We start from the raw sequence: 20,272 nt of genomic DNA, 5'->3' as shown, positions 1-20,272 counted from the left end.
CGGCCCCCGCCTGCATCCTGACAGCTTAATCGTGACCGATCAGCGGCGCCACCACCCGCGCTTGGGCTTTTCAGGCGGGGCGACGATTTGATTGGGGTCTTCGGCGATGATGGCTTCGATATCGACCTCGGGCTTGGGCGCCTCGAAGGTTTCCAACTCCGCCGTCGCGGCCGTCAGCACCGGCTGGTCGGCCTCGACCGCCGTCGGCGTCGCTTCCGGCTGGACCGGTTCAGGCTCAGGCGTGACGGCGGCGGCTGGCGTTTCGCTTTCGACTTCGACCTCGACCTCCGCCTCGGCCGGCGTCGCGACGGTTGGGGCGGCGGCGGTCTTGCGGCGCACGCGACGGCGCTGCGGCTCGGGCTGTACGGCGGATTGCGGTTCGGCTTGCGCCTCCGGCTGAGCCTCGGCGGCGACGGTCTCGGTCAGGACCGCCGCCTCCGGGGTCTCGTCGGCGGTTTCGGCGACGGCGGCGTCCGCCTTGAGGTCCTGGGCGTCGCCGCCTCGGCCCCGACCGCGTCTGCGACGGCGCCGCGAACGTCCGCCCTCTTCGCCGCCGCTTGCCGCAGCGACGACGTTCAGACCTTCAACCTCGGCCTCGGCCGCCGCGGGGCGATCGCCGCGCTCAGCACGGTCGGAGCGGGGCTCTGGCCGTCCCGGATTCAGCGGATCGAACCAGACATAGGGATTGTCCAGCGACGGCGTGCGGCCGCGCACCCAGCTGTAGACGTCACGCTCGCCGTCCTCGCGCACCCGGCGCCCGCCGCGGCGGCCACGGCGACGGCGGCGACCGTTCTCATCGTCCTCATCGTCCGAGGCGTCGGCGACATCCATCGTATCGGCGGTGTCCGTTTCCCCGCCTTCCTCGTCGCGACGCCCGCCGCGACGACGGCGACGGTTCCGTCCGCGACCGCCCCCGTCGTGACGTTCGGCCCGCTCGCGCGGCTCGTCATCGTCGCTGTCCTCGCGGTCCAGGGCGTCCAGATCGTCGTCCTCGTCGTCGGCGATGATCTCTTCGTCGTCCTCCTCATCCTCGTCTTCATAGAGGGAGGCGTCGAAATCGTCGTCGAGGATGGGCATCTCGATCTCGGGCGCGACAAAGTCCTCGTTGGTCTCGGTACGCTCGATATTGTGTTCGCCCTGGCCCAGGCTGTCGTCGATCTGGACGATGACGTTCAGACCGCGACGCTCCAGCAGCGACTGCAGATAGGCGCGCTTGTGGTTCAGGATGTAAAGGCCGACGGCGGTGCAGACCTTCAGCACCACGACGCCCGCGCCGTTCTTGCCGGCCTCGATATCGACAGCGCGCAGGGTCATCAAGGCGGCGGATTCGGCTGAGCGGATGCGGCCGGTGCCCTGGCAGTGCGGGCACGCCTCGGTTGCGCCCTCGATCACGCCCAGGCGACGACGCTGGCGGCTGATCTCCATCAGGCCGAAGGGCGAGATGCGGCCCATCTGGATACGGGCGCGGTCGGTCGACAGGGCCTCCTTCAGCACCCGCTCGACCGTGCGGTTGTTCTTGCCTTCATCCATGTCGATGAAGTCGATGACGACCAGGCCGGCGAGGTCGCGCAGGCGCAGCTGGCGGGCGGCTTCTTCCGCCGCTTCCAGGTTGGTCTTGAACGCCGTCTGTTCGACGTTGCGTTCCTTGGTGGCGCGGCCCGAGTTGACGTCGATAGCCACCAGGGCTTCGGTCTGGTTGACGACCAGATAGCCGCCCGACTTCAGCGGCACGACCGGCTGGTGGATTTGGGTCAGCAGTTCTTCGATGCCGTTGGCCGCGAACAGGGGGCGCGAGCCGCGGTACAGGTGAACCTTCTTGGCCTGAGCGGGCATCAGCACGCGCATGAAGTCGCGCGCTTCCTTGAAGCCCTCGACGCCCTCGACCTGGATGCCGTCGAAGTCCTTGTCGAACATGTCGCGCACGGCGCGCCGGACGAGGTTCTCTTCTTCGTAGATCAGCGAGGGGGCGTGGGAGGCGAGGGTTGTCTCGCGGATCGTCTCCCACAGACGCAGCAGATACTGGTAGTCGCGCTTGATCTCGGCCTTGGTGCGCTTGGCGCCGGCGGTGCGGATGATCAGGCCCATGCCCTTGGGCACGTCGAGGGCCGCGACGGCGCTCTTCAGCCGGCGACGGTCCGAGGTGTTGGTGATCTTGCGGCTGATGCCGCCGCCCTTGCCGGTGTTGGGCATCAGGACGCAGTAGCGGCCGGCCAGCGACAGCCAGGTGGTCAGGGCTGCGCCCTTGGCGCCGCGCTCGTCCTTGACGACCTGCACCAGCAGGATCTGGCGACGCTTGATGACGTCCTGGATCTTGTAGCGGCGCATCAGCCGGCGCTTCAGCCGCTCTTCGTCGGCCAGGGCGGCCTCCGGATCGACGTCGTCGCCGGTGGATTCCCGATCCAGATCGTCCTCGTCCTCGTCGTCATGCGCCTCGGCCATGATGGCTTCGCGGTCGGCGACGGGGATCTGGTAGTAGTCCGGGTGGATTTCGTTGAAGGCCAGAAAGCCGTGACGGTTGCCGCCGTATTCGACAAAGGCGGCCTGTAGGCTGGGCTCTACGCGAGTGACCTTGGCAAGATAGATGTTGCCGCGAAGCTGGCGCTTCGCGCGGGATTCGAAATCGAATTCCTCAATCTGGCGTCCGTCTACGATCGCGACCCGGGTTTCTTCCGGGTGGGCCGCGTCGATCAGCATGGTCTTTGACATGGAAAGTCTCTCTCTGGCGCGCACAGGCCGACCGTCCCGGAACACCGGGCAGGGTCATGGCGGCTCGCCGAATGGGGGTAGGGGCCGGCGCGTGCGACTTCCCTTCGCCGAGGAGGGCGAAAGAGGCTTGGTCAAGCCGTAGGGGAAGGCAGGCGGAAAGGCCCATGGAGGTCGTCGGTCCTGAACCGGGCGCGCCAAACCTGGGGGAAGGCCGCGACCCTGGTCCGCTCTTCGAACCATCGGCGACGCCGGGGCGGTTCTCGGATTGGTGAAAGTCAGCGCCGCGAGGAGGGCGCGCCCCCATTCGCAAGGGCGAAAGGGCGCGATCGTTTCGCGGACGGACCACAGCATAGTCACGCTGCATGCGAATTAAAAGGTGTTCGGCCTTAACCCCCTGAATACGAGCCTCTGGCATGATGGATCCGAAGTCGCAGTAGGAGTGGTTTGCAGGCGTCATGGGTGGTCGCGCTGTCACAGGGATGAGCCGTTGGGGCGCGAAGGAATGGGCGATGACCGCCCTGGCCTTCGTGGTCATCTGCGCCTGCGTCCTGTTTGCGACGCGCGGTTTCGCCTGGGGCGCCCAGGGCGACGTGCTGGCCGTGCGGTTCGGCGCCGACCGGGATCGGACCCGTGTAGTCATTGATCTGGACAAGTCCACACAGGGGCGCGTGATCAATGCGGGAGACGGCGGACGGATCACCCTGGCTCTGGCCGGAGTGGCGCCGGGACGCGGCCTGAACGGCGGCGGATCGGGCCTTGTCCGCGCCTATCAGGTGACGGCGGTCGGCGGCGCCTCTCGCGTTGAGTTGGAGCTGGCGCGCGACAGCCAGATCGAGCGACGCTTTCTTCTGCCGCCTGGCGACGGGGTGGCCCACTATCGCTATGTGGTCGATCTAAAGGCGAACGGAGGCGCCGTCGGCCCCGCTGCGCAGCGTGTCTCGCCGACCCCGGCTCCCCGACGTGCCGAAAAACCGCTGGTCGTCATCGACGCGGGCCACGGCGGCCGCGATCCGGGGGCAAGCGGCGCGAAGGTGAGTGAGAGTGAGGTGACTCTTGCCGCGGCCCTGACCCTGAAGGCCGAGTTGGAGCGCACGGGCCGGTATCGCGTTCTGCTGACACGCGAAACCAACACCTATGTCGATCTGTATCGCCGTGTCGCCATTGCGCGTCGGGCCGACGCGGATCTGTTCATCTCGCTGCACGCGGATGCTGGGACGGACCCGGCCGTGCGGGGCGCCAGCGTTTACACCCTGTCCGAACAGGGCGCAGGACGGGCGGTGCGCGAGTTCACGCGGAGCGACAACTGGCATCGCGAACTGCATCTGCCCGGCCGCGACCCTTCGGTGGACCGCATCCTGCTGGACATGACCCAGCGTGCGACCCAGAACCGGTCGGCCCAGTTCGCCCGTGTGCTGCTGACGCATCTGGAGGCCTCGGACCATCCGCTGCTGCGCCGCAGCCATCGCGATGCGGGCCTGGCTGTGCTTCTGGCGCCGGATGTGCCGGCGGTTCTGCTGGAGATGGGCTTCATCACCAATCCCGAGGACGAACGGCTGTTGACCGACGAACGGGCGCGTCGCCGCCTGATGAGGTCGGTCGCCGACGGCATCGACCGCTATTTTCGCGAGCCCGCCGCGGCCCTGATGACCGCCTCCAACGACGGACCCGCCGGTCAGCCCTGACCGGTCGGCAACCAAGCCGGGGCTTGGCGGTTGTCGGATCATGAAGAGAGCAATCGTCACAGGAGGCGCCGGCCTGATCGGCGCCGGCATATGTCAGGCCCTGGCCAGCGAAGGCTGGCAGGTCGTCTCGTTCGACAAGAAGGCCGCCGCGCCGGGCACGCGGCAGATCCTGTGTGACGTCAGCGACGAAGCCTCGGTCGCCGCCGCCTTTGAGGATCTGGGGTGGTCCGAGCTCGATCTTCTGGTCAACAACGCCGGCATCGCCGATCCCGCGAATGGTCCGTTGGCCGAACTGTCGCTGGAGGCCTGGCGCCGCACCCTGGACAGTCACCTGACCGGCGCCTTTCTGATGAGCCGTGCGGTCATTCCCCGCCTGAAGGAAGGGGCGAGCGTGGTCAACATGGCTTCGACCCGCGCCTTCATGTCCGAGCCCGAGACGGAAGCCTACGCCGCGTCCAAGGGCGCCCTTGTCGCCCTGACCCACGCCATGGCGATCAGCCTGGGGCCAAAGGTACGGGTCAATGCGATCGCGCCGGGGTGGGTCGCTGATCCTGACGATGTGACCGCTGCCGACCACGAGCAACATCCGGTCGGTCGGGTGGGGCGGGCGAAGGACGTCGCCCAGGCCGTGCTCTATCTGGCGGCGGCCGAGTTCGTCACAGGACAGGTGCTGACCCTGGACGGCGGGATGACGCGAAAGATGATCTATGCCGACTAGGGGCGAGCTGTCCTAGGCCAGACCCGCCTTCTTCAGCGTCTTCCAGGCCTTGATCACCCGCTGCAGCTTGGCCTCGGCGCCGCGGTCCCCGCCGTTGGTGTCGGGATGAAAGCGCTTCAGCATCTCGTGGTAGCGGGCCTTGACCGCCGCCTTGTCCGCGCCGGGCTCCAGGTCCAGATCGGCCAGGGCGCCGCGCTCCAGCTTGCCGACGCGCCGATCCTCGGTCGGCGACTGGGGCGCCTGATCGCCGCGACGGCCGAAAAGGCCGAAACTGTCGCGCCATGAGCCGGCGCCTGTGGTGTTCGACGTACCCATCTTCGCCGAGAAGGCGGCGGCTTCGCGCGTGAATCGACCCGCCTTCATCTCCCAGGTCGGGCGTCCGCCCGTCATGGCCTCGTTTTCCTGAGCCGCGCGAATCTCGCCTTCGGTCATGCCGGCGTAGAAGTTCCAGCCCTTGTTGTACTCACCCGCATGGGCCTGGCAGAACTCATAAAAGTCGTTCAGTCGTTCGCGCGACTTGGGCGCCTTGGCGGTTGCGGCGCGGCGGCAGTCCGGCCATTGGCACGGCTTTTCGCCGGGCTTGAGATGCAAAACATCCGCCTGGGCCGCTTCCTCCTCGGCCTTTGGCGGCTTCACGCGAATGTCGGTGAATCGCGGCTTGTATTGAAAGGAGGCGGACATCACACGAAGTGTAGTTCGGATTTGGACCTCTTCAAGGAAACGATCATGTCAGACGGGCCCGTGGCGACGATTATCCGTGAAAAACTGACCGCTGCGTTGTCGCCGCAACGTCTTGAGATCGAGGACGACAGCTGGCGGCACGCCGGCCACCATCACGAGGGCGGCATGGACGCCCAGCCGGGTGGGGAGAGCCATTTCAACCTTGTGATCGTGTCGTCCGCCTTCGAGGGCGTTTCGCGGGTGCTGCGCCAGCGGCGGATCAACGACCTTCTGCGCGCCGAACTGGCCGGGCCTGTACACGCCCTGTCCATAAAGGCCCTGACGCCGGCGGAGGCCGTTCACAGCGTCTGATTGCGGCGGAGACCAGCGTTCACTCCGTCTTAGAACCTTCGTACTAGCGTCGCGCCTTACAAAGAACGTGGGGGCGGGTTCATATGGTTGAATCGGACGGTGTTGCTAAGACATTTCCCGGTGATCGGCGCGCGGGCGACCCGGCCCAGGCCCTGACGGCCATCCTGCAAACCCAGTATCTGCGCTATGTCATCATCGCCTCCTGGGCCCTGGCGCTGTTGGGCACCGCCCCTTGGTGGCAAGCTCTGATCTGGTTCGTGATGACCCTGGGGGCCGGCACGATCCGGGGCGTGGTCGAGCACAAGCTGCGTGATCGGGTGGAGGCGGGCTGGGGCATGGTCTTCCCAGCGGTCGCGACCGTCACCACCGCCGCCTGGGCCGTCGCCCCCCTGATGGCCTGGTACTCCGGCGCGGTTTTCGGCCAGGCTTTGGCGGTCGGATTCATCATTTGCGGCTATGTGCTGGTCTTCGCCCAGCTTCGTAATTCGCCGCTGCACGCGATCATCGTCTCGTCGCCCTATGGGGCGGCGGCGGCGGTCATGTTGCTGAGCTGCTGGGGCGAGCCTCAGTTCTGGTCGATGATTGCGGTGCTGCCGTGCGTGGTCGCCGTGCTGTTCGTGCTGGTTACCATGACCATGTTGCGCGAGAGCCGGATCGAGGCCTTCCAAGCCCACCAGGCCCATCTCATCGAAGAGCTGGAGGCCGCCCGTGACAAGGCGGATGCGGCGAACCAGGCCAAGTCCAACTTCCTCGGCGTGATTTCGCACGAGCTGCGAACGCCGATGAACGGCGTCCTCGGCGCGGCGCAGCTGCTCAGCGCAACCCGACTGGAGGCCGCCCAGCGCGAATATCTGTCGATCATCCGCAACTCCGGCGACAACCTTCTGTCGCTGCTGAACGACATTCTCGACATGACCAAGATCGAGGCCGGCAAGATGACCTTCGAGGTCGTCGATGTTGTGGTGGAGGACCTTCACCGTCGGATCACCGGACCCTTCGAGGCCCAGGCCGAGGCCAAGGGTCTGACGTTCGCGTCTGAACTGGAAGGCGAGATTCCGGCGGTCGTGCGCGGCGATCCGCTGCGCGTCTGTCAGGTCGTGCAGAACCTGTTGTCCAACGCCGTGAAATTCACCGACGGCGGCGAAATTCTCTATCGCGTGCGCGGCACGCGCATCTCCGATCGGCGCGTCGGCTTTGAATTCTCGGTGACGGACAGCGGATCGGGCATATCCGAAGCGGATCTGGCCCGGCTGTTCCAGCCCTTCACCCAGGTGGACGCCTCATCCACGCGGCGCTTCGGCGGAACGGGCCTGGGTCTGACCATCGCACGCCGGATGGCCAACATCATGGGCGGCGACATCACGGTGGACTCCGAGGTGGGGCGCGGATCGTGCTTCACCCTGACCGTAGAGGCCGAGGTCGTGGAATGGGTTCGCCCTGTCGCGACCGGCGCCGTAGAGGCCGAGGTCGAGGAAGGGGTTGCGCTGAGGGTGCTGGTGGTCGAGGACCACCCCGTCAACCGCATGATCCTGGAAGCCTGGATGAGCACGGCCTCCCACGCCGCCGTCACGGCGGAGAATGGACAGTTGGCCGTAGAGGCAGCGTCCGAACAGCCGTTCGATCTGATCATCATGGACGTCAACATGCCGGTCATGGATGGGCTGACGGCGACTCGGCGCATTCGGGACGGAGACGGGCCGAACGCCGACACGCCGATCGTCGTGCTGTCGGCCTCAGCCCGCAGCGAGGATCACGAAGCCGGGCTGGAGGCCGGCGCGGACGCCTATCTGACCAAGCCGATCGACTTCGCCGCCTTGGCGGAGATGATGGGCCGTGCCGCCGGCGGGCGCGCAGCCCTGAGCGCTGCTGAGGATTCGCCGAGCCAGTCGGCCGCAGCCTGACGCGACTGATTTAAGGGGGCGCGCAAGGCGCGGCGGCGGGAAACCTCCGTCGCCTTCTTCGTTCTGGGCTGACGGCGCCGCTCGCCGCGGCCAGACTGGATCATCATGCGCGCCTTCGCCGAACTTCTGGATCGCCTGTCTTTGACGGCGTCGCGCAACGCCAAACTGGTGCTGGTCCGGGACTATCTGAAGGCGACCCCCGATCCGGATCGGGGCTGGGCCTTGGCGGCCCTGACGGGGGATCTGACCTTCGACGCCGCCAAGCCGGCCATGATCCGAAAGGCGGTCGAAGGGCGGGTCGATGCGACCCTGTTCGGCTGGTCCTACGACTATGTCGGCGACCTGGCCGAGACCGTCGCCCTGATCTGGCCCGGTCAATCGGATCATCGCCCCAACCGCGAACCCGAACTGGGCGAGGTGGTGGACGCGCTGCGCGCTGCGGGCCGCACCGAGGTTCGAGCCTTGCTGGAAACCTGGTTGGACGCTCTGGAGCCGAAGGGGCGATGGGCCTTGCTGAAGCTGATGACGGGCGGACTGCGGGTCGGTCTGTCGGCGCGCCTGGCCAAGACGGCGGCGGCCATGATGCGCCCCGCCGAAGCGGTTGCGCCTCCTAAGGCGGAAGGCGGGGAGGCGCGTGCGGTCCTGGAGCCGGTGGACGTATCGGCGGTGGAGGAGGTCTGGCATGCTGTGGACCCGCCTTACGCTGATCTGTTCGCCTGGCTGGAAGGTCGCGCCGAACGGCCGAGCCCCGATGCGCCTGGACGGTTCAGGCCGGTCATGCTGGCCGTGGCCGTCGATGAGACGGCCGATCTGCCGCGGCTCGATCCAGCCGACTACGCCGCCGAATGGAAGTGGGACGGCATCCGCGTTCAGGCGGTGGTCGAGGGCGGTGTGCGCAAACTGTGGTCGCGCACCGGCGACGAGATTTCAGCCGCTTTTCCTGACGTGATGGAGACCCTGGCCTTCGCGGGCGCCTTGGACGGCGAACTGGTGGTCTGGCGGGACGGGGCCGTGGCGCCCTTCGGCGATCTGCAGCAAAGGCTGAACCGCAAGACGGTCGACGCCAAGGCCATGGCCGCCTTTCCCGCCGCCGTCATCGCCTATGATCTGCTGGCCGATGAGACCGGCGATTTACGGGCGCTGCCCCTCAGAGACCGCCGCGCCCGGCTGGAGGCGCTGGTCGGCGCCCATCCCGAGGCGCGCCTGCATCTCTCGCCTCTGGTCGATTACGCAGACTGGACGGAGTTGGCGCGGCTGCGGGCCGATCCGCCGGTCGGGGCGGCGGCCGAGGGCTTGATGCTGAAACGGTGGGACAGTCCCTATGTGGCCGGCCGACCAAAGGGGCCGTGGTTCAAGTGGAAACGTGATCCCCACGTCATCGACGCCGTTCTGATGTACGCCCAGCGCGGTCACGGCAAACGGTCGAGCTTCTACTCAGACTACACCTTCGGCGTCTGGACCGAGGCGGGCGCGCTGACCCCCGTCGGCAAGGCCTATTTCGGCTTTACCGACGAAGAGCTGAAGCAGTTGGACAAGTTCGTGCGGGACCATACCGTCGAGCGGTTCGGACCGGTGCGGTCGGTTCGGGCAGAACGGGATTTCGGCCTGGTGCTGGAGATCGCATTCGAGGGCCTTCAACGATCGTCGCGGCACAAGTCCGGCGTCGCCATGCGCTTTCCCCGCATCAGCCGAATCCGCTGGGACAAGCCGGCGCGCGAAGCCGACACCCTGGACGGGGTGATGGATCTTCTGGACGCCCTGGAAAGCGGCGGCGGACGGGTGGCTCGGAGTTGACGACCCGCGCCGGTTGCGGCGTCAGTCCGGGCGCACGACCATGCAGGTGACGCGACGTTCCGACAGAGCCTCGCACGCCGCCTTGGCGGCGTCCTCGGTCAGTCCGGTGAAGCGCGACCGGTACCATTCGCCCGCCGTCTGAACATTGCGTTCGGCGTTGGCGAATTGGGTGCGGAAGCGGCGATTGACCTCCGTCAGCCAGTCGGAAGCGACCTTTTCATCCTTGAAGGCGCCGACCTGAACAGCCCACCGGCCTGAGGCGCGTGATGGGGCGGCCCTTGCGGCTTCGCGGGCGGGCGGCGGCGTGGTTCGGCGCGCAGGCGCCGCAGCGCCGGATCCACCGTTCAGAGAGGCGGTGAGGTTGGCGGGCGCCCGACCGGCTGTGTCGGCGGCGGCGCGTCGTTCCGAAGGGGCGGGCGTGATGCGTGTCGGCAAAGCCGCCGGGGCCGGGGCCGCCGTATAGGCGACGGCCGAGGTTTCGCCGCCGATAGCGTCTTCGTCATCCGACAAGGCGGCGTAGGCCACCGGGGCGCTGGGCGACAGGGCTTCGGAGCCGACGCCGAAGCCGCGTTGTTCGAAGAAGGACTGGGCGATCTGGATCGACTCGCCCTGCGCCCGCCGCCGTTCGACCTCGAAGCCGGTGTCCATCAGTTCGGCGACATGGGCGTTGCGGCTGGCGCTGGAGCGACCGCCCAGCACGACGGTGATCAGCCGACGTCCATCGCGCACCGCAGAGGCGGCGAGATTGTAGCCCGAGGCGTTGGTATAGCCGGTCTTCATCCCGTCATAGCCGTTTCCAGTGGGCAGGAGACCGTTGGTGTTGCGATAGCTGCGGCCGTTGTAGGCCCAGTCATGCAGGCCGAAATAGCTGTAGTACTGGGGAAAGTCTCGCATGATGGCGCGGGCCAGGATGGCCTGGTCGCGGGCTGAGGTCACCTGGCGCGCATCGGGCAGGCCGTTGGCGGTGAAATAGCGCGTCTGGGTCATGCCCAACTGTTGGGCCTTCTGCGTCATCAGGCTGGTGAACCGGCTTTCGGAACCGCCCACATGTTCGGCGATGGCGACGGCCATGTCGTTGGCCGACCGCACGGCGGTGGCGCGCATGGCGTCGTCCAGGGTGATGGTCTGGCCCGCCGCCAGGCCGAGTTTCGACGGCGGCTGGGAGGCGGCGTGGGGCGAAACCGTCAGGACGTCGTCAGCCTTGACCCGGCCCTGAGACAGGGCCTCGAAGGTCAAATAGAGCGTCATCATCTTGGTCAGGGAGGCCGGATAACGACGGGCGTCGGCATGGCGCGAAAACAGAACCTCGCCCGAGGCGGCGTCTATGACGATGGCGGCGTAGCGGCTGTTTTCCTGGCTTTGAGCCTGGGCTTCGATCGGCCGGACGTTCGCGCTGAACACCAGCGACAGGGCGAGAACGGCGAAGAGACCACGGCGGAACAGTGAAAGCATGGGCGGATACGACCCTCGGTGAGCAGGGTGCGACAGGCCCCCCGGCCGACGCGATTGGAGGTCTAGCATAGGAGAGGCGGGTTTCAGGGTGGTTAACCGATCATCAACGCGAATTTGAAGAGCGAGTCACGAAATGGTGCAATGCACAATGATCCTTGATTTTTGTTCGCTTGTGCAGCATAAAGGGGATGACCCTGGGTCAACTAGATTGCGCCGTCCCCCTAACCAATCGGAAACATGACCATGGCCGACACCGCCGAAACCATTAAGAAGACCGCCGATTCCGCCGCCAAGGCCCAAAACCAGGCTCAGGCCCATGCCGCCGAATTCCAGGCCGCCGGCGCCAAGGCGCTGCGAGAAGGCATCGACAAATCCGTCGCCTCGCTGACCGAACTGAACGCCCACGGTAAGAAGAACCTGGACGCCGTGGTCGAGTCGGCCACCGTCGCCCAGAAGGGCGCCGAGGCCCTGTCGCAACAGGCTCTGGGCTTCGCCAAGACCAGCTGGGAAGACGGCGTCGCCGCCGCCAAGGAACTGTCGACCGCCCGCTCGGTCCAGGAGTTCTTCGAACTTCAGACGACCTGGGCCAAGAAGTCCATGGAACGCTATATGTCCGAACTGGCCAAGACCAACGAGATCGTCACCACGACGGTCAAGGACAGCCTGAAGCCCATCAATGAGCGCGTCACCGCCTCGGTCGAGACCTTCCAGGCCGCCCGCTAAGTCTGGCGATCGAAGCATTCGAAGGCCCCGAGGTTCGCCTCGGGGCCTTTTCTTTGTCTTCAGGGCAGGGGCGTGTGGTCGTAGCTGAAGACGCGCGCCAGCTTCCAAGTCTCGCCCTCGCGCTTCCACATCTGGGTGAAGCGGGCGCGGCCGACGCGGGTCTCGGGGCCGTCCCCGCGCCTCTCATAAAAGACGTGTTCGCCGGTTTCGACGGCGCCGTAGTTTTCGATCGGATAGACCGCCACCGCGTCCGCAAGCGCTTCGCGTCGAGACCGCCAGGCGTCCGGCGCAAGGCGGTCCTGACACCGATCGGCGTACTGGGCCACGAAACCGTCCGCATCCGTCGCCACCCGACCGCCCCTGTCGTCGAAGAATTCGAAATCGTCCGTAACGAGCGTCCGCAGGGTCGCAGGGTCGCACGCTTCGAAGAAGACGGAAAAGAGCCGGGCGTCCGCCGCCATGACCGACTCGCGCAGGGTCTGGCCCGGCGAGGGGGCGGCGAGCAGCGCCAATGCGGCCAATGGCGCGGCGGCGAGGGCGACAGACATGGGGGCGACCTTTGATTGGCGATGTCCCAACCTGTGGCGAAAGGGTTGCGGGATCACGTGAATCTTTCGTCAGCCTCCGCTCACGAAAGCCGTGACTGGACGCCGCTTCAAATCAGGCCATCATTCCCTATCTGATAGACAAGACGACTCCCCGATACGGAACACGAATGCCCATACAAAGGCCCGGTGAAACAGGCGGCGGACAAGGAACCGCCGTCGTCACCGAAACAAAGCCCAAGCTTCAGAAGCCCTCGCTTTACCGAGTGCTCATACTGAACGACGATTATTCGCCGATGGAATTCGTCGTCTATGTCCTGGAACGATTCTTCCAGAAGAGCCGGGAAGAAGCCACTCGCATCATGCTGCATGTGCATCAGCATGGCGTGGGGGTCTGCGGCGTCTACACCTATGAAGTCGCCGAGACCAAGGTCGCGCAGGTCATCGAAACCGCGCGCCGCCACCAGCACCCGCTGCAATGCACGATGGAAAAGGACTGAGAGGAGCCTCCCTATGCCTTCATTTTCCCGTCCTCTCGAAGAAACCCTGCACCGCGCCGTCGGCTACGCCAATGCGCGTCGGCACGAATACGCCACGCTCGAACACCTGTTGCTGGCCCTGATCGACGACCCGGACGCCGCCAATGTGATGCGGGCGTGCAATGTCGATCTGTCGGCGTTGAAGGCGGCGCTGAACCTCTATGTCGACAATGATCTGGCCGCCCTCGCCACGGCCGATGGCGAGGACGCCAAGCCGACGGCGGGCTTCCAGCGTGTGATCCAGCGCGCCGTCATCCATGTCCAGTCCTCGGGTCGCGAAGAGGTGTCCGGCGCAAACGTGCTGGTCGCCATCTTCTCGGAGCGCGAGAGCCACGCCGCCTACTTTCTGCAAGAGCAGGACATGACCCGCTATGACGCGGTCAACTTCATCGCCCACGGCATCGCCAAGAAGGCCGGCGCCGGCGAGGCCCGTCCGGCCAAGGGCGCCTCGCCCGAGGAGGCCGAAGACCAGTCGGCGGTCAAACAGGGCGGCGAGGCGCTGGAGGCCTATTGCGTCGACCTCAATGAGAAGTCGCGCCAGGGCAAGGTCGATCCCCTGATCGGCCGCCAGGCCGAGGTCGAACGCTCGATCCAGATCCTGTGCCGCCGGACCAAGAACAATCCGCTGCTGGTCGGCGACCCCGGCGTCGGCAAGACCGCCATCGCCGAAGGCCTGGCCCGCAAGATCGTCAACGGCGAGGTGCCCGACGTCCTGAAGGACGCCACCATCTATTCGCTGGACATGGGGGCGCTGCTGGCCGGCACCCGCTATCGCGGCGACTTCGAAGAGCGGCTGAAACAGGTGGTCAAGGAGTTGGAGAACCACGACAACGCCGTGCTCTTCATCGACGAGATCCACACGGTGATCGGCGCCGGCGCGACCTCGGGCGGGGCCATGGATGCGTCGAACCTGCTGAAGCCGGCCCTGGCTTCGGGTTCGCTGCGCTGCATGGGATCGACGACGTACAAGGAGTATCGCCAACACTTCGAGAAGGACCGCGCCCTGGTGCGCCGCTTCCAGAAGATCGACGTCAACGAGCCGACGGTCGAGGATACGGTGAAGATCCTGAAAGGTCTGAAAACCTATTACGAACAGCACCATAAGGTTCGTTACACTGACAGCGCCGTGCGGACGGCGGTCGAGCTGTCGGCGCGCTACATGACCGACCGGAAACTGCCGGACAAGGCGATCGACGTGATCGACGAGGCCGGGGCGTCGCAGATGCTGCTGACCGAGTCCAAGCGCAAGAAGGTCATCGGTCAGAAGGAGGTCGAGGCCGTCATCGCCAAGATGGCCCGCATTCCGGCCAAGTCAGTGTCCAAGTCGGACACCGAGAGCCTGCGCGAGCTGGAGGTCGATCTGAAGCGCGTGGTCTTCGGGCAGGAGCAGGCGATCGAACAGGTGTCGGCGGCGATGAAGCTGGCGCGGGCGGGTCTGCGTGATCCGAACAAGCCGATCGGCAGCTTCCTGTTCAGCGGTCCGACCGGCGTCGGCAAGACCGAGGTGGCGCGTCAGCTGGCCTCCACCCTCGGCATCGAGATGCAGCGTTTCGACATGTCCGAGTACATGGAGCGGCACACCGTCAGCCGCCTGATCGGGGCGCCTCCCGGCTATGTCGGCCATGACCAGGGCGGTCTGCTGACCGACGCCGTCGATCAGCATCCCCATTCGGTGGTGCTGCTGGACGAGATCGAGAAGGCGCACCCGGACGTCTACAACATCCTGTTGCAGGTGATGGACAACGGCTTGTTGACCGACGCGGTCGGCAAGAAGGTGGACTTCAGGAACGTCATCCTGATCATGACCACCAACGCCGGCGCCGCCGACAACGCCCGCGCCTCCATCGGCTTCGGCCGCGGCAAGGTCGAGGGCGAGGACGAAAAGGCCATCCAGCGTCTGTTCGCGCCGGAGTTCAGGAACCGCCTGGACGCCATCGTGGCCTTCAAGCCGCTGCAGGCCGACACGATCCGCTCGGTGGTGACCAAGTTCATCCTTCAGCTGGAAGCCCAGCTGGCAGACCGCAACATCACCATCGAACTGACCGACGAGGCGGCCGACTGGCTGGCCAAGAACGGCTTCGACGAACTGTACGGCGCGCGTCCGCTGGCGCGGGTCATCCAGGATTCGATCAAGAAGCCGCTGGCCGACGACATCCTGTTCGGGCGTCTGACGCGCGGCGGACACGTCAAGGTCCAGCTGAAGGACGGCAAGATCGACTTCGACATCAAGAGCGCCGGCGGCGTTCCGGCGAAGTCGGAGGAAGAAGAGACGGCCTGATCAGCCCGAGCGACGACGAGCGGAAGGCCCGGGCGGAGACGCCCGGGCCTTTTTTCATGCGCGGCGCGCTCGGCGGCGGCATACTGGGTCGATGGGGCAGGTTGAACAGATTGAAGAGGCGGCGGCCTTGCTCGCCCAGGCCGAGCGGCGGCAGGCGGACGGGGACCTGCACGGCGCCTTTGCGGCCTACAAGGCCTGTCTGAAAGCGGCGCCGGATTTCGCCCCCGCACTGTCGGGTCTGGGTCTGTTCCTGGCCGAGCACGGCGATCCCGGAACGGCGGCTCAACTGCTCAGCCGCGCTACGGCGGTCGGGGATGATGTGCTGCGGCGGCGGACAGAGCCGACTTTCGCGCGTCTGCTGGCGGGCCTGACGCCCAATGCTTGGAACGCCGTGCTGGATCGCGACCTGCAGACGTGCCTGGCCTCTCCAACCGTCGACCCGCAGACGCTGGCGCGGGTGACCGCCGAGACCCTGTTGCTGAAGCAGGCGCGGTTCGATGGATCGGCGTCGATGTTGTCGGACATGGGGCGCGATCCGCTGTGGCTGGCCTTCCTGTCGCGGTGCGTGAACGTGAGCCCAGCCATGGAGGCCCGGCTGGACGCTGTGCGCGAAGCCCTGGCGGAGATGTCGGTGGAAGGGGGCAGGCCGGACGCCACGATAGGCGTTCTGATCGCCGCCTTGGGCGTCAACGGGTTCGCGTCCGAATATGTCGCTTCGGCGCGGCAGGCTGAGGGTGTGGCGGCTATCCTGTACAGACCGCCGACCCCGGCAGACGTGTCCGCCCTGGGCGAGGGCGAGATCCAGGCTCAACTGATCCGGCGCGCCGTTGACGAACCGGCGCGCGAGCGGAATCTGGCCCGGACGGTTCCCGCCTTCACGCCCGACTGCGAGGACGCGGTCTCCGAAGCGGTCAAGGATCAGTACGAAGCCAACCCCTATCCGCGCTGGTCGGCGCCGCCTTCGCCGCGACCTCGGCCGCTTCGTGAAGCCGTTTCAGTCTTGCCGGGGTTGGATCGTAAGGCCTTCGGCGATCGTGTGGAGACGGTGCTGATCGCCGGATGCGGCACGGGCTTCGAGCCCATCGACCTGGCGCGGATGGACCCTTCGCTGGCGATCACCGCGATGGACCTGAGCCGCGCCAGCCTGGCCCACGGCATGAGGGTGGCCGAGGACCTGGGTCTGACGCAGATCCGGTTTGTTCAGGGCGACATCCTGAAGCTGGACCAGGTTCAGGCGCGGTTCGACGTCATAACCAGCACCGGGGTGATCCACCATATGGCGCGACCGGAGGACGGGCTGGCGCGGCTGGCGGGCGTTCTGCGGCCCGGAGGCGCGGTGCGGCTGGGGCTCTACAGCGAGCGGGCGCGGGCGGTGGTGCGGGCGGCGCATGATCTGATCCGGGAGCGGGCCTGGACGCCGGTTGAGACGGACATCCGGGCGTTCCGCGCCCATGTTCTGGCCTTGCCGGAGGGCGAGCCTCTGGCGGCGCTGAGGGAGAGCGCGGACTTCTACAGCCTCAGCGGCTGCCGCGATCTGGTGTTCCATGTGCAGGAGCATCGCTACACGCCGCCCCTGCTCGGCGAACTGATCGCCGGGGCGGGTTTGAGGCTGGTCGGGTTCGAGGCGTCGGCGGAGGCGAAAGCGGCCTTTGCGACGGCCTTCGGGCGCGCCGACCCGCTGGATTTGCAGCTATGGGATCAGTTGGAGACGCGCCAACCCCGGCTGTTCGCCGGCATGTACCATCTGTGGGCGCAGAGGCCGGCCTAGGTGGACCTTCCCCCGCTTGCGGGGGAAGTGTCAGCTCGTCGAGCGTAGCGAGACGGCTGACGATGGGGGAAGTCTTCTTCCAGCCAAACAAGACTCCCCTCTCCGACCCTGGTTCGCTTCGCGAACGACGGGCCACCTCTCCCGCAAGCGGGAGAGGGTCAGTTTTCTTTTTTGAAGGGCGACAGTTCCTCGGTCATCTCTCGCCTCTGCGCCTCCACTGCGGGGCCTTCGCGACGGAGATAGTCGGCGACCGGGCCGCGCAGCGCGGGGTCGGCGATGAAGTGGGCGGAGTAGACGGGGGAGGGCAGATAGCCGCGTGCGATCTTGTGCTCGCCCTGGGCGCCCGCCTCGACGCGGGACAGGCCGCGCGCAACGGCGAACTCGATCGCCTGATAATAGCAGAGCTCGAAATGGAGGAAGGGCACGTCTTCCAGCGCGCCCCACTGGCGGCCGTACAGGGCGTCGCGGCCGATGAAATTCAAGGCGCCGGCGATGGGCCTTTCGTCGCGGAAGGCCATGACGAGGGCGATCCGGTCCGCCATGGTCGCGCCCACGCGGCTAAAGAAGTCCCGGGTCAGATAGGGTCGCCCCCATTTCCGGTCGCCCGTGTCCATGTAGAAGGCGAAGAAGGCGTCCCAGTGGGCCTCGGCGATGTCGGCGCCCGTCAGGATGCGGATGTCCAGACCGGCCTGGGCGTCGCGGCGTTCGCGGCGGATGGTCTTGCGACGGTTGGCCGACAGGGCGGCCAGGAAGTCGTCGAAGGTCTGATAGCCGTCATTGCGCCAGATGAACTGGATGTCCTGGCGGAGCAGCAGGCCAGCCTGGGCCATATCCGTCCATTCCGTCTCGGTTGGGAAGTTGACGTGCAGGGACGAGACGCCCAGCCGCTCGACCAGGGTCAGGGCGCCCTGAAGCAGGGCCTGCCGCACCGTCGCGGCGTCCGTATCCGGGTGGTTCAGGAAGCGTGGGCCGGTCGCCGGGGTGAAGGGCACGGCGCCCAGCAGCTTGGGGTAATAGCGACCGCCGGCGCGCTCATAGGCGTCGGCCCAGCTGTGGTCGAAGACATATTCGCCCTGGCTGTGGCCCTTCAGATAGAGGGGCATGACGCCCAGGACGGCGTCATCCTCGTCACGCAGGGCCAGGTGTCGCGGCGCCCAACCCTGGTGCGGCGCGGCGCTGCCGGACGCCTCGCAGGCGTGCAGAAAATCGTAGGAGACGAAGGGATCGCCGGTGGGACACGCGCAGGCGTCCCAGGCCTCGCGGCCGATGTCGGCGATCCCGTCGTGAACCGTCAGTGTGAAGGTCAACGGATCTCCACGACGGCGTCCACCTCGACGGCGAAGCCGAGGGGCAGCTTGTAGACGCCGACGGCGGAACGGGCGTGGCGGCCGGCGTCGCCGAACACCTCGACCATCAGGTCCGAGCAGCCGTTGATGACGGCGGGAATGGCCTCGAATTCCGGTCCCGCCTGGACGAAGCCGCCCAGCTTCACGATCCGCACGACCCGGCCCAGGTCGCCGTCGCAGGCGGCCTTGATCTGGGCCAGCAGGTTGATCCCGCACAGGCGGGCGGCGGCGGCAGCCTGTTCCGGCGTCACGTCTACGCCGACCGTGCCCTTGATCCCGCCCGAGGCGTCGTTCGACAGCTGGCCCGAGATGTGGACGACCGCGCCCGACTGGACGAAGGGCACATAGTTGGCCACCGCCTTGGCGGGTTCCGGCAGGGTGATGCCGAGTTCGGCGATACGGGATTCGATGGTCATGGGGGCTCCTTGATCTGGTCGGCGGTTTAGCGCGGCGCAAGGGCGGCGTCACCCGTCCGGCGTCTTAAGCCTTCGCCAATCGCCATATGCCAGAATGGCGCTCATGGATCTGCACCTGACCTCTGACGTCGCCGCCTTTCAGGCCGTGTTGGCGCGCCTTTCGCCGTCGGACTGGGCGCACGTTGATGCAGCCATGGAGCCCGCCGGCGCCAAGGCCGCAGAGGCCGCGCCCCACTGGGATTTCGAAATGCCAGCCAGGGCGGTGGACGCCGTTCTGGGCGCATCCGCCTCTGACGCGGTTCGACGCGGCCTCATCGCCAGTTGGGCCCTGCGCTTGCCGGATCGGGTCGCGACCCTGGCTCTGCCGCCCGAAGTGCTGTCCCTCTATCCCTATTGGATCGAACAGCTGGCGGCCTTCCTGACCCAGGCGGAGGGCGATTACGACTTCGACCACTGGGCCAAGGATGTTCGCTTCAGCCTGGCGCTCAGCGTGCCGGCGGCCAAGAGCCAGGTCATCGACCTGAGTTCGCCGGTGGGGCCGGGACAGATCATCAAACATGTGCGCGACGGCTGGGGCTTCGGCCCGCTGTTCCGCTATCTGAAGGCGGGCGCCAAACGCGAGCCCTGGCTGGAGGTCCATACCGAGAGCCGCTGGCTGCGCGGCTTCAACGAGGAGGGTTGGAACGACGCCTGGGCCACGGCGGCGGAAATCTGTCGGACGCGACCGGAGCTGGCGGGGATGATCGGCTCCAGCTGGTTCTACGACCCGCCCCTGACCGAGATCAGCCCCCGCCTGGCGCACCTGCGGCTGAACCCGCTGAAGGGCGGGGCCTTTATGGTGCATCAAGGGCCGGGCGAGATCCACACGCAGCGGGCGGCAACAGCCTCTGCGTCGCGAAAGGCGTTGATCGACAGCGGTGAATACACCGCGCGGTCATGGCTGATGGTCTGGCCGAGGAAGGAACTGATCGCCTGGGCGGACCGGCGCAAGGCCGTCGCCCTCGTCTGAGAGCCGGCGATGTTCGATAGCCCGATTATCGATTAGTGTGCTGACATTTTCGGATTGGAGCGACGGCATGTCGATGGCGGCGAAGCGTGCGGGCGGGACGCATCCTCTGCGTTTGGTCGGTTGGGCCTTGTGGCCTTGGCCCTATCGGCGCCGCTGGTGGCCATGCAGTTCACTCGCGAGGTCGCCTGGACGGCGTCGGACTTCCTGTTCGCGGGCGTCTTGCTGGTCGGAGCGGGCGTCTTGATCAAACTGACGCTGGCTTTGATCAAACGTCGTTCTTTGGCTCTGGCCGTCTGCGCCGCGGTGGTCCTGGCGGTTCTGCTGATTTGGGCCGAGGGCGCCGTGGGCGTTTTCTAAGCTGTT

17 protein-coding genes are annotated in these 20,272 nt (G+C 66.6%); 11 read left to right on the top strand and 6 right to left on the bottom strand.

Going from position 1 to position 20,272, the window contains the following annotated elements; all coding sequences use genetic code 11:
• Positions 1-39: 39 nt before the first annotated feature.
• A complete protein-coding gene (locus JL11_RS13975) occupies positions 40-2,706 on the bottom strand; it encodes an Rne/Rng family ribonuclease (protein ID WP_054766184.1) in 2,667 nt (888 codons plus the stop codon).
• A gap of 509 nt (positions 2,707-3,215) precedes the next feature.
• Here JL11_RS13975 and JL11_RS13970 point away from each other — a divergent pair.
• Together JL11_RS13970 and JL11_RS13965 are read left to right on the top strand one after the other, a co-directional pair.
• On the top strand, positions 3,216-4,388 hold the full coding sequence (locus JL11_RS13970; RefSeq protein WP_156314202.1) for an N-acetylmuramoyl-L-alanine amidase family protein: 1,173 nt from the start codon (positions 3,216-3,218) through the stop codon (positions 4,386-4,388).
• 40 nt (positions 4,389-4,428) lie between these two features.
• The gene (locus tag JL11_RS13965) at positions 4,429-5,106 is read left to right on the top strand and encodes an SDR family oxidoreductase (RefSeq protein WP_054766182.1); all 678 of its coding nucleotides are present in this window, start codon (positions 4,429-4,431) and stop codon (positions 5,104-5,106) included.
• A 12-nt stretch (positions 5,107-5,118) separates the two neighbouring features.
• On the opposite strand, the gene JL11_RS13960 is transcribed toward JL11_RS13965, so the two are convergent.
• A complete protein-coding gene (locus JL11_RS13960) occupies positions 5,119-5,787 on the bottom strand; it encodes a J domain-containing protein (RefSeq protein WP_054766181.1) in 669 nt (222 codons plus the stop codon).
• A 45-nt stretch (positions 5,788-5,832) separates the two neighbouring features.
• On the opposite strand from JL11_RS13960, the gene JL11_RS13955 reads away from it, so the two are divergent.
• The 3 genes from JL11_RS13955 to JL11_RS13945 all read left to right on the top strand — a co-directional run bounded on the left by JL11_RS13955 (position 5,833) and on the right by JL11_RS13945 (position 9,833).
• The gene (locus tag JL11_RS13955) at positions 5,833-6,138 is read left to right on the top strand and encodes a BolA family protein (protein ID WP_054766996.1); all 306 of its coding nucleotides are present in this window, start codon (positions 5,833-5,835) and stop codon (positions 6,136-6,138) included.
• An 83-nt stretch (positions 6,139-6,221) separates the two neighbouring features.
• Entirely contained in the window at positions 6,222-8,039 is a 1,818-nt protein-coding gene (locus JL11_RS13950; RefSeq protein WP_054766180.1) for an ATP-binding protein, read from the top strand.
• A gap of 105 nt (positions 8,040-8,144) precedes the next feature.
• On the top strand, positions 8,145-9,833 hold the full coding sequence (locus JL11_RS13945; protein WP_054766179.1) for a cisplatin damage response ATP-dependent DNA ligase: 1,689 nt from the start codon (positions 8,145-8,147) through the stop codon (positions 9,831-9,833).
• Positions 9,834-9,854: 21 nt separating this feature from the next.
• On the opposite strand, the gene JL11_RS13940 is transcribed toward JL11_RS13945, so the two are convergent.
• Positions 9,855-11,285 carry a D-alanyl-D-alanine carboxypeptidase gene (locus tag JL11_RS13940; RefSeq protein ID WP_054766178.1) on the bottom strand — a complete coding sequence of 477 codons (1,431 nt, stop codon included), beginning with the start codon at positions 11,283-11,285 and terminating at the stop codon, positions 9,855-9,857.
• Positions 11,286-11,528: 243 nt separating this feature from the next.
• Between JL11_RS13940 and JL11_RS13935 the strand changes: the two genes are divergently transcribed.
• A complete protein-coding gene (locus JL11_RS13935; protein WP_054766995.1) occupies positions 11,529-12,008 on the top strand; it encodes a phasin family protein in 480 nt (159 codons plus the stop codon).
• Positions 12,009-12,067: 59 nt separating this feature from the next.
• Here JL11_RS13935 and JL11_RS13930 read toward each other — a convergent pair whose 3' ends face one another.
• Positions 12,068-12,556 (bottom strand): nuclear transport factor 2 family protein, encoded by a 489-nt coding sequence (locus tag JL11_RS13930; protein WP_054766177.1) that lies wholly within the window; start codon positions 12,554-12,556, stop codon positions 12,068-12,070.
• Between the two features lie 167 nt (positions 12,557-12,723).
• Here JL11_RS13930 and clpS point away from each other — a divergent pair, with 167 nt between their 5' ends.
• The 3 genes from clpS (at position 12,724) to JL11_RS13915 (ending at position 17,138) form a co-directional block, all read left to right on the top strand.
• Positions 12,724-13,053 carry an ATP-dependent Clp protease adapter ClpS gene (gene clpS / locus JL11_RS13925; RefSeq protein ID WP_054766176.1) on the top strand — a complete coding sequence of 110 codons (330 nt, stop codon included), beginning with the start codon at positions 12,724-12,726 and terminating at the stop codon, positions 13,051-13,053.
• Between the two features lie 13 nt (positions 13,054-13,066).
• A complete protein-coding gene (gene clpA, locus JL11_RS13920; RefSeq protein ID WP_054766175.1) occupies positions 13,067-15,370 on the top strand; it encodes an ATP-dependent Clp protease ATP-binding subunit ClpA in 2,304 nt (767 codons plus the stop codon).
• A gap of 91 nt (positions 15,371-15,461) precedes the next feature.
• Positions 15,462-17,138 carry a class I SAM-dependent methyltransferase gene (locus JL11_RS13915; RefSeq protein ID WP_054766174.1) on the top strand — a complete coding sequence of 559 codons (1,677 nt, stop codon included), beginning with the start codon at positions 15,462-15,464 and terminating at the stop codon, positions 17,136-17,138.
• A gap of 158 nt (positions 17,139-17,296) precedes the next feature.
• On the opposite strand, the gene JL11_RS13910 is transcribed toward JL11_RS13915, so the two are convergent.
• Positions 17,297-18,445: a GNAT family N-acetyltransferase gene (locus tag JL11_RS13910; protein WP_054766173.1), complete on the bottom strand. Its 1,149-nt coding sequence runs from the start codon at positions 18,443-18,445 to the stop codon at positions 17,297-17,299.
• Complete coding sequence (locus tag JL11_RS13905) at positions 18,442-18,900, bottom strand: RidA family protein (RefSeq protein ID WP_054766172.1); 459 nt, start codon at positions 18,898-18,900, stop codon at positions 18,442-18,444. The genes JL11_RS13910 and JL11_RS13905 overlap by 4 nt, the downstream gene beginning before the upstream one ends.
• A gap of 103 nt (positions 18,901-19,003) precedes the next feature.
• On the opposite strand from JL11_RS13905, the gene JL11_RS13900 reads away from it, so the two are divergent.
• Positions 19,004-19,909: a hypothetical protein gene (locus JL11_RS13900; RefSeq protein WP_054766994.1), complete on the top strand. Its 906-nt coding sequence runs from the start codon at positions 19,004-19,006 to the stop codon at positions 19,907-19,909.
• Positions 19,910-20,071: 162 nt separating this feature from the next.
• Entirely contained in the window at positions 20,072-20,266 is a 195-nt protein-coding gene (locus tag JL11_RS13895) for a hypothetical protein (protein ID WP_227975971.1), read from the top strand.
• The last annotated feature ends 6 nt before the right edge of the window (positions 20,267-20,272 follow it).

Source organism: Brevundimonas sp. DS20, from assembly GCF_001310255.1.
Classification (GTDB): Bacteria; Pseudomonadota; Alphaproteobacteria; order Caulobacterales; family Caulobacteraceae; genus Brevundimonas; species Brevundimonas aurantiaca.
The sequence above is the reverse complement of the archived record's forward strand: the minus strand, read 5'-3'. Positions and strand labels throughout refer to the sequence as shown.

What these genes read in the sequence shown, in the direction of transcription:
- JL11_RS13935 (WP_054766995.1), top strand. Translation starts at nt 11,529, where the DNA reads ATGGCCGACACCGCCGAAACCATTAAGAAGACCGCCGATTCCGCCGCC.
- JL11_RS13945 (WP_054766179.1), top strand. Translation starts at nt 8,145, where the DNA reads ATGCGCGCCTTCGCCGAACTTCTGGATCGCCTGTCTTTGACGGCGTCG.
- JL11_RS13960 (WP_054766181.1), bottom strand. Translation starts at nt 5,787, where the DNA reads ATGTCCGCCTCCTTTCAATACAAGCCGCGATTCACCGACATTCGCGTG.
- clpA (WP_054766175.1), top strand. Translation starts at nt 13,067, where the DNA reads ATGCCTTCATTTTCCCGTCCTCTCGAAGAAACCCTGCACCGCGCCGTC.
- JL11_RS13975 (WP_054766184.1), bottom strand. Translation starts at nt 2,706, where the DNA reads ATGTCAAAGACCATGCTGATCGACGCGGCCCACCCGGAAGAAACCCGG.
- JL11_RS13930 (WP_054766177.1), bottom strand. Translation starts at nt 12,556, where the DNA reads ATGTCTGTCGCCCTCGCCGCCGCGCCATTGGCCGCATTGGCGCTGCTC.
- JL11_RS13970 (WP_156314202.1), top strand. Translation starts at nt 3,216, where the DNA reads ATGACCGCCCTGGCCTTCGTGGTCATCTGCGCCTGCGTCCTGTTTGCG.
- JL11_RS13965 (WP_054766182.1), top strand. Translation starts at nt 4,429, where the DNA reads ATGAAGAGAGCAATCGTCACAGGAGGCGCCGGCCTGATCGGCGCCGGC.
- JL11_RS13915 (WP_054766174.1), top strand. Translation starts at nt 15,462, where the DNA reads ATGGGGCAGGTTGAACAGATTGAAGAGGCGGCGGCCTTGCTCGCCCAG.
- JL11_RS13895 (WP_227975971.1), top strand. Translation starts at nt 20,072, where the DNA reads ATGCAGTTCACTCGCGAGGTCGCCTGGACGGCGTCGGACTTCCTGTTC.
- JL11_RS13905 (WP_054766172.1), bottom strand. Translation starts at nt 18,900, where the DNA reads ATGACCATCGAATCCCGTATCGCCGAACTCGGCATCACCCTGCCGGAA.
- clpS (WP_054766176.1), top strand. Translation starts at nt 12,724, where the DNA reads ATGCCCATACAAAGGCCCGGTGAAACAGGCGGCGGACAAGGAACCGCC.
- JL11_RS13950 (WP_054766180.1), top strand. Translation starts at nt 6,222, where the DNA reads ATGGTTGAATCGGACGGTGTTGCTAAGACATTTCCCGGTGATCGGCGC.
- JL11_RS13955 (WP_054766996.1), top strand. Translation starts at nt 5,833, where the DNA reads ATGTCAGACGGGCCCGTGGCGACGATTATCCGTGAAAAACTGACCGCT.
- JL11_RS13940 (WP_054766178.1), bottom strand. Translation starts at nt 11,285, where the DNA reads ATGCTTTCACTGTTCCGCCGTGGTCTCTTCGCCGTTCTCGCCCTGTCG.
- JL11_RS13900 (WP_054766994.1), top strand. Translation starts at nt 19,004, where the DNA reads ATGGATCTGCACCTGACCTCTGACGTCGCCGCCTTTCAGGCCGTGTTG.